Annotated in this window: 7 protein-coding genes and 1 pseudogene; 1 reads left to right on the top strand and 7 read right to left on the bottom strand. The window is 62.3% G+C overall.

Annotated elements, in window-relative coordinates; translation table 11 throughout:
* On the top strand, positions 1-811 hold an 811-nt coding region (locus EOA28_RS18365; RefSeq protein ID WP_128315134.1), incomplete at its 5' end, for a nitroreductase family protein.
* 97 nt (positions 812-908) lie between these two features.
* Here the strand turns inward: EOA28_RS18365 and EOA28_RS18370 are convergent.
* The 7 genes and pseudogenes from EOA28_RS18370 to EOA28_RS18400 form a co-directional block, all read right to left on the bottom strand.
* On the bottom strand, positions 909-2,012 hold the full coding sequence (locus tag EOA28_RS18370) for an ABC transporter ATP-binding protein (protein WP_127252683.1): 1,104 nt from the start codon (positions 2,010-2,012) through the stop codon (positions 909-911).
* A complete protein-coding gene (locus tag EOA28_RS18375) occupies positions 2,012-3,115 on the bottom strand; it encodes an ABC transporter ATP-binding protein (RefSeq protein ID WP_127252684.1) in 1,104 nt (367 codons plus the stop codon). Before EOA28_RS18375 ends, EOA28_RS18370 begins: the two co-directional genes overlap by 1 nt.
* Complete coding sequence (locus EOA28_RS18380) at positions 3,112-3,348, bottom strand: hypothetical protein (protein WP_127252685.1); 237 nt, start codon at positions 3,346-3,348, stop codon at positions 3,112-3,114. The genes EOA28_RS18375 and EOA28_RS18380 overlap by 4 nt, the downstream gene beginning before the upstream one ends.
* Complete coding sequence (locus EOA28_RS18385) at positions 3,345-4,304, bottom strand: carbohydrate ABC transporter permease (protein WP_127252686.1); 960 nt, start codon at positions 4,302-4,304, stop codon at positions 3,345-3,347. The genes EOA28_RS18380 and EOA28_RS18385 overlap by 4 nt, the downstream gene beginning before the upstream one ends.
* Before the next feature lies 1 nt (position 4,305).
* Positions 4,306-5,211, bottom strand: a complete 906-nt coding sequence (locus EOA28_RS18390) for a sugar ABC transporter permease (protein WP_127252687.1) — start codon at positions 5,209-5,211, stop codon at positions 4,306-4,308.
* 69 nt (positions 5,212-5,280) lie between these two features.
* Complete coding sequence (locus EOA28_RS18395) at positions 5,281-6,597, bottom strand: ABC transporter substrate-binding protein (protein WP_127252688.1); 1,317 nt, start codon at positions 6,595-6,597, stop codon at positions 5,281-5,283.
* A gap of 393 nt (positions 6,598-6,990) precedes the next feature.
* Positions 6,991-7,421: pseudogene (locus EOA28_RS18400) on the bottom strand (TetR/AcrR family transcriptional regulator); the annotation flags it as partial.

Raw genomic sequence — 7,421 nt, forward strand, 5'->3', positions numbered from 1 at the left:
CCCTGACGATCATCATCTCTATGTCAGCCTGGGATGCGCCGCGGCCAATCTCATGCTCGCCGCGGCGGCGACTGGCCGAACCGGCGAGGCTTCGCTTACGGCCGACGGCAACGGAATCCGTTACGACTACCTCATGGGCGAGGCGAAAGCGGACCCGTTGGCCAACGCCATTCCGAAACGCCAATCGACGCGTGCCGAATATGATGGCCGCGCCACCCCTGCCGCGGATCTCGTCGAGCTTGAGCGCGCAGCCGCGATACCGGGTGTGAGCCTGGCGCTTGTCACCGATCAGGGGCGGATGAAGCAGGTGCGGGATCTCGTCCTCGCCGGCAATGAAGACCAGATGAATGACCCCGCATTCATGCATGAGCTGAAGCAGTGGATCCGCTTCAACCCGCGCAGCGCAATGGCTCGAGGCGATGGGCTCTTCTCAGCCGCGAGCGGCAGCCCGGTGCTGCCGAGCGGCCTTGGCCGGATCGCCTTGGACCGGTTGTTCAGCGCCGCCCAGGAGAATGAGAAATACGCCCGTCAGATCGACTCATCGGCAGGGGTGGCGATCTTCTTTGCCGAGCGGCCGGACCACGACCACTGGGTCAGGGTCGGTCAGGCGTGCCAGCGCTTCGCTTTGGCCGCGACGAGCTTGGGACTTAAGCTCGCCTTCATCAACCAGCCTGTCGAGGTCGCCCGCCTGCGCGCCGACCTGGCGGGGATTGTCGGCGAGACCCGCAGGCCGGATATTGTGATGCGCTTCGGATATGGACCGGCCTTGCCGTTTTCGCCAAGGAGGCCGGTGGCTTCGGTCGTCCTATGATGGTCGAGATGGTCAGAGGCGGTTGACCCGTCAGCCAGGCTGCCCGCCGGCTCTCGGCCTGGTCGGGCGCGGTGCGATAAGGCGGCAGGCGAAGCCGCTATCCCGCATGCCGCAGGCTGACGCCACTGCCCTTGTCGAACAGCACCACCTTGTCGGGGTTCCAGGCAAAGCGCACGGCCTGTTCGATCGCGATATCGGTCCTGGCCGGGACGGTGGCGCGCAGCATCGTGTCGCCGACCCTGAGCGTCAGGATCTTTTCCACGCCATGGTTCTCGACATCGTGGACGCGCGCCTCGACCGGTGCGCCGCTCTCCAGATGGACATCCTCCGGACGAATGCCGAAGACGAGCGGCCGACCGTCGGTCGCGCCGCTCGTCCTGCCCCCGCCAAAACTCTTTGCCCCAGTTGAAAGCGGCAGCTCGAAATTCACCGGCGCCATCACCGCGCGGTCGTTGACCAGCTTGCCGTCGATGAGGTTCATCGGCGGAGAGCCGACGAAGCTCGCGACATAGGTGTCGCGCGGATTGTTGTAGATCTCATGCGGCGTGCCGGCCTGGACGATGCGGCCGTGATTGAGCACGCCGACCTTGTCGCCCATCGACATGGCCTCGATCTGGTCATGCGTGACGAACAGGAACGTTGCGCCAAGCTGCATCTGCAGGTTCTTCAGCTCCGTGCGCAGCGCCTCGCGCAGCTTGGCGTCGAGCGCCGACAGCGGCTCGTCCATCAGGAACACGCGCGGCTTGCGCACGATGGCACGGCCGATCGAGACGCGCTGCATCTCGCCGCCGGAAAGCCGGTCGGTCTTGCGGTCGAGCAGATGTTCGATACGAAGCGTGCGGGCGGCGCGCGCGACGCGGTCCTTGATCTCGGCATCCGGCAGCCGGCGGATCTTCGGCTTCAGCGGGAATTCGAGGTTCTGCCGCACCGTGTAGCGCGGATAGAGCGAATATTGCTGCAGCACCAGCGCGATGTCGCGTTCGGCCGCGCCCCAGTCGGCGACGTCGACGCCGTCGATGAAGACCTGGCCCTCGGTCGGCTTTTCAAGACCGGCGACCATCCTGAGCGTCGTCGTCTTGCCAGCCCCGGTCTCGCCGAGCAGCACGAAGAATTCGCCGTCGGCGATGTCGAGATTGAGATTGGACAGCGCGGTGTGGTTGCCGAATGTCTTGGAGATGTTCTTAAGCTGGATATGGGCCATTACAGTCTCACTCCGAGCGCCTTGCCGCTCGCCGCGTCGAAGAAATGCGTCTGCGAAGGATCGATCCGCACATAGACCTTCTCGCCGGCACCGCTGACGAAACCGCTTTTGGTGCGGGCGCGCAGCATGCTGGAGCCGACCTTTAGGTCGACGATATCGAAGGAGCCGAGCGGCTCGACGATTTGCGTTTCGACCGGCAGGAAGCCCTCCGCCGCCTCGCGGCGCACCAGCACGCCTTCCGGCCGGACGCCCAAGGTGAACTGGTCGCCGGCATGGCCGTTGAGCTGGGAAAGCAGCGCGCGTGGAAACTCGAAGCCGGCCGCCGCATCTCCGACCGTGACCGACACAGCCGAGGCATTCTCGGAGACCTTTGCTTCGGCGACGTTCATCACGGGGCTGCCGACGAACTGCGCGACGAAGAGGTTGGCCGGATGCGAATAGACCTCGTCAGGTGTGCCGACCTGCTGCAGCACGCCTTCATGCATGATGACGATGCGGTCGGCGAGGCTCATCGCCTCGATCTGGTCATGCGTCACATAGATGCTGGTCGAGCCCTGCTTGATATGCAGCCGCTTGATCTCGGCGCGCATTTCCTCACGCAGCTTGGCATCGAGCGCGCCGATCGGCTCGTCCATCAGCATCGCCTTCGGGCGCCGAACCAGCGCCCGGCCGATGGCCACGCGCTGCATGTCGCCGCCCGACAGCGCCGAGGGCTTCTTGTTGATGAGATCGGTGATCTGCAGCGTCTTGGCCACCGAGCGCACCTCGGTGTCAATCTCGCTCCTGCTCTTGCGCGTCGCGCGCAGCGGGAAGGCGATGTTCTCGTAGACATTCATGTGCGGATAGAGCGAGAACGACTGGAACACCATGGCGATGTCGCGGTCGGCTGCCTTGAGGTGCTGCACCGGCTTGCCGTCGATCAATATGTCGCCCTGGTCGATGGTCTCCAGCCCGGCGATGGCGCGAAGCGTCGTCGTCTTGCCGCAGCCGGACTGCCCGAGCAGCACGATGAACTCGTTGTCGTCGATCTTGAGGTTCAGGTCCTTGATGACCTGGACGGCGCCAAAGAATTTCTGGACGCCGCGAAGCTCGATCTGGGTCAATGCTGCGCCCCCGCATTATGCGCCTGCTGGTCGGCCCCATGCCCGGTGCCGGCCTGCTCCTCGCGCGGAATCTTGGAGGTGACGTTGAAGCCGATCAGCCCGATCAGGATGATCGTCACGCCATAGGTATGAAGCGGCATGTTCCACGGCTGGCAGAGCGCGACGATGCCCAGCACCATCAGGATCTGCGAGCCCGGCTCCAGATATTTCTCGTTGATCGCGCGAAAGCTCATTTGCGGATCGCTCCGAAGGACATGCCGCGCAACAGATGGTTGCGGAGCAGGAAGGTGAAGATCGCGACCGGCAGCAGGAACAGGAACGTTCCGGCGGCAATCACGGTCCAGTCGGGCAGGCCGGCGCCGACCTGGCTCGGGATGAAGGGCGGCGCGGTCTGGGCGCGGCGGTTGGTCATGATCAGCGCGAAGGCATATTCGTTCCACGCCGTGATGAAGCAGAACACGGCCGTCGCGGCGATGCCGGTCGCGGCCTCAGGCAGAACGATCTTGAAGAAGGCTTCCATGCGCGTGTAGCCGTCGACGAGCGCCGCCTCCTCATATTCCTTCGGGATCTCGTCGATGAAGCCCTTCATCAGCCAGACCGAGAAGGACAGGTTGAAAGCGGTATAGAGGATGATCAGGCCGAGATGGGAATCGTTCAGCCCCACCGCCCGGTACATCAGGAACATGGGAATCGCGACCACCACCGGCGGCAGCATGCGCGTCGACAGGATGAAGAAGAGCAGGTCCGCCTCGCCCTTCACCCTGAAGCGCGAGAAACCGTAGGCGGTGAACGTGCCCATGCCGACGGCAAGCACGGTCGAGGTGATCGCCACGATCAGCGAATTCATGAACCGGTTCGGATAGCCCGACCACTGCACGGCGCCCTTGCCGTCGCGCACGATCTTCTCGCCGCCGTCGAAGACGACGCGTTCCCACCATGGGGCGGCCGCGTATTCTTCAGGCGTCGGCGGGCTGCGCAGCTGCGAGCGCTTGGTGAACAGCTTCACGAAGGGCGAAATCTCCGGCTGGAACACGATCGTCGGCGGGATCGTCGTGGCGAGGTTGCGCGGCTTGAAGGCCGTCGAGGCGATCCAATAGATCGGCGCCAGGAAGATGATCGTCACCACCAGCACACCAACGATGGCGATGCGGTTGAAGGCGACCTCGGAAGAAGTGCGGACGGCAGCCATCTTAGCGCTCCTTCACCTTGTTGAGATACTTGACGTAGATATTGGTGATCGCCAGCACCATGATGAGCACGATGTAGGCCATGGCGCAGGAACGCCCGGTCTGCCATTCCTGGAAGGCCATCTTGTAGAGCCTGATCGAGATCAGCTCCGCCGTCGGCTGGCTGGTCAGGATGTAGGCGAGATCAAAGGTCTTGAAGGCTTCCATGGTGCGGAAGATGACCGCGATCATCAGGATCGGCGCGACCAGCGGCAGCGTGATGCGGAAGAAGGTGTAGAAAGACCCGGCCCGGTCGATCGCGGCGGCCTCGTAAAGATGCTTCGGCACCGCCGAGAGGCCGGCAAGCGACAAGAGCATGACGAAGGGCGACCACATCCAGATGTCGGTGAGCGCGACCGCGTAGAGCGCCATCTTGGGATCGGCCAGCCACTCGAAAGTGCCGAGTCCCAGCGCATAATTGATGATACCGAAGGACGGATCGTAGAGCAGCTTCCAGAACAGGCCCACCACCGCCATGGAAAGCATCATTGGCAGAAGCAGCAGCGTCGTCAGCAGTCCCTTCATCGGTATGTCGCGGTTGAGCAGCATCGCCACGCCGAAGCCGACGAAGAGCTGTCCGGCGACCGAGATGATGACGTATTTCGCCGTGATGGCGAAGTTCGACCAGACATAGGGATCGTTGAGCAGGTCGCGGTAATTTTGCAATCCGACGAAATTAGCCGGCGCATTGGTCGAGGCCCGGAAGTCCGTGAACGAGTAGCCCAGCGAATAGATCAGCGGGAAGATGTTGAAGACGATCAGGAACAGGATCGTTGGGATGATGAATAGATTGCGGATCGAAATGTCGCTGAGGCCGCGCGCCGCGGCCCGCGAGGACCTGTCGAGCGTGGTGATCATCGTGGTCGCCAAAACCCTGCTCCGGATGCTTGAAAAACAGACGGAGGAGGCCCTTGAAGCCTCCTCCGCGAGGCATGTCGATTACTTCACGCGGCCGTATTTCTTGAAGGTCGCGTTCCAGTCGGCGGCAAGTGCGTCCAGCGTTTCCTTGGCGGTGCCCTGACCGCCGATCATGTAGGGATAGACGCGCTGGTTGAGCTGCTGCAGCAGTTCGGCATATTCCGGCACCGCCCAGAAATCCTTCACCTTGAACATGGTCTCGTAGAAGGCCTTGTTATAGGGCGTGGCGTTCTGGAATTCGGCCGACTTCAGTACCGCGGCGCTGCAGGTATAGCCGCCGAGCGCCGCCCATTTCTTCTGGGTCTCATCCTTGATGAACCACTCCAGGAACTTCATCGCCTCGTCCTGCTTCTGCGAATAGGAGACGATCGAGATGCCCTGGCCGCCAAGCGCCGCGAACTGGTCGCCATTGGGGCCTGGAGGATTGGCGAAGAACCCGGTGTTCTTGGCGTTCGGGTTCGAGGCCTCGTTGATCAGCGAGGGGAAGAAGGCGAAGTAGTTCATGCTCATCGCCGCCAGGTTCTCCGTGATCGCCTGGTTGTCCTCGACGAAGAAGGACTTGGCCCAGCCCGGAGGCGTGAACTTGTACAATTCCTTGTAGGCATCCAGTGCCGCGACCGCCTTGTCGGAGTTGACGATACCATCGACCTTGTAGGTCGTGTAGTCGCCGAGTTCGCCGCCATAGGAGAACAGCGCATTCTCGAAGCCCATCGCCATCGCGTCATAAGAATTGTCGGTGTAGATGGCGATACCGTATTTCTTCTGGTCCGGCCGGTAGAAGAATTCGGCGATGTCGCGCAGCGCCTTGAAATCCTTTGGCACGTCGAGGTCGTAGCCATACTTGGCCTTGAAGGCTTCCTTCTCCTTCGGGTCCTCGAACCAGTCCTTGCGGTAGGACCAGCCGACGGCGTCGCCCTCGAGCGGGATTGCCCAATACTTGCCGCTGTTGCCGGGATATTCGGCGTAGTACTTGACCGTCGCCGGCGCCATCACGTCGTTGAGCTTATGCTTGTTGAAGAAGTCGCTGAGGTCGACATAGTGACCGCCGGTCGAACCCGCGCCGAGCCACTGCGAGTCGCCCACCACCAGATCGTAAGCGTCGCCATGGGCGTTGAATTCGGTGAAGGCCTTGGTCTGGAAGTCGGACCACGGCGTGGTCTCGACCGTGATCTTGACGCCGGTTTCCTTCTCATACTCGTTGCCGAGTTCCTGCAGGTAGTTGGCCGGATCCCATTCCGCCCAAAAGATGGTGAGCGATTTTTCCTGCGCGTGGACAGACGTCCCGCAGGCAAGCGCCAGTCCGACACCAGCAAGCACGCTGGTCACTATCTTGCGCATAGTTTTCCTCCCTTGTGCGCATTCTACCGTGTCATACGAACCGGCAGCGAAGCCGGCTGCGGTAGTTCCTCCTGTGACGGCACCCTCGCCGGTTCCGGGCCTCCTCACCCTGCCGGAAATGGAACGCGGCCGTCACTTTTGATCCGCTTTATTTGACTATAATCTGGTATTACCAATTTCAGCTTGGCGTCAAGCGCTTTCTTGAGTGACGGAAAGCAGCCGAATGAACCGATCCTTGCGATATCTGGCTGTTTTCCCTTGTTTTTCCTACTCCTTGATATGCAAGACCCTTGTCACGAGCTGCCTACGACACTTAGCATTCACACCTGATCCTACAATCTGGTCGAACCAGATTTAGACGGCTGATGCCTTCGGCGGCGCCGACTTTACTGCTCATTTCGGCCCTGATTCCGCCATTGCCGCCCGCACCAGCGCGCCCGCCGCCCATTGCGCCACGGACATCATCTCGGCGCTGTCCAGTCCCCAGATGTCCTTCAGCACCGTGACCACTTCGACGCCGAACACCAGCGACAGCGCCTGCGCCAGGCGCCGGAACTGACGCGGCTTCAAGCGGCCTTTGAGCGGCGCGATCGCATCCTTCAGCAGGTCAACGCGATGGCCGCGCGTGAAAGCGGGCTCCGATCCGAGCGTGCCGGCCTGGCGCCGCGCCCATTGGTCGAGGGACAGCTTCAGCGCCGCCTTGAACGTCGCCTCGAAGGCTTCGATGCGCGGCATCGCGGTGGCGAACAGATCCGCCACGCGCCGTTCGGCATCATCGGAGGCCGACTTCCAGGTGAGGATCGGGCCGAGCCCTTCATCGACCA

The sequence above is a fragment of the Mesorhizobium sp. M2A.F.Ca.ET.067.02.1.1 genome (assembly GCF_004023285.1).
In the GTDB taxonomy this organism is placed as follows: domain Bacteria; phylum Pseudomonadota; class Alphaproteobacteria; order Rhizobiales; family Rhizobiaceae; genus Mesorhizobium.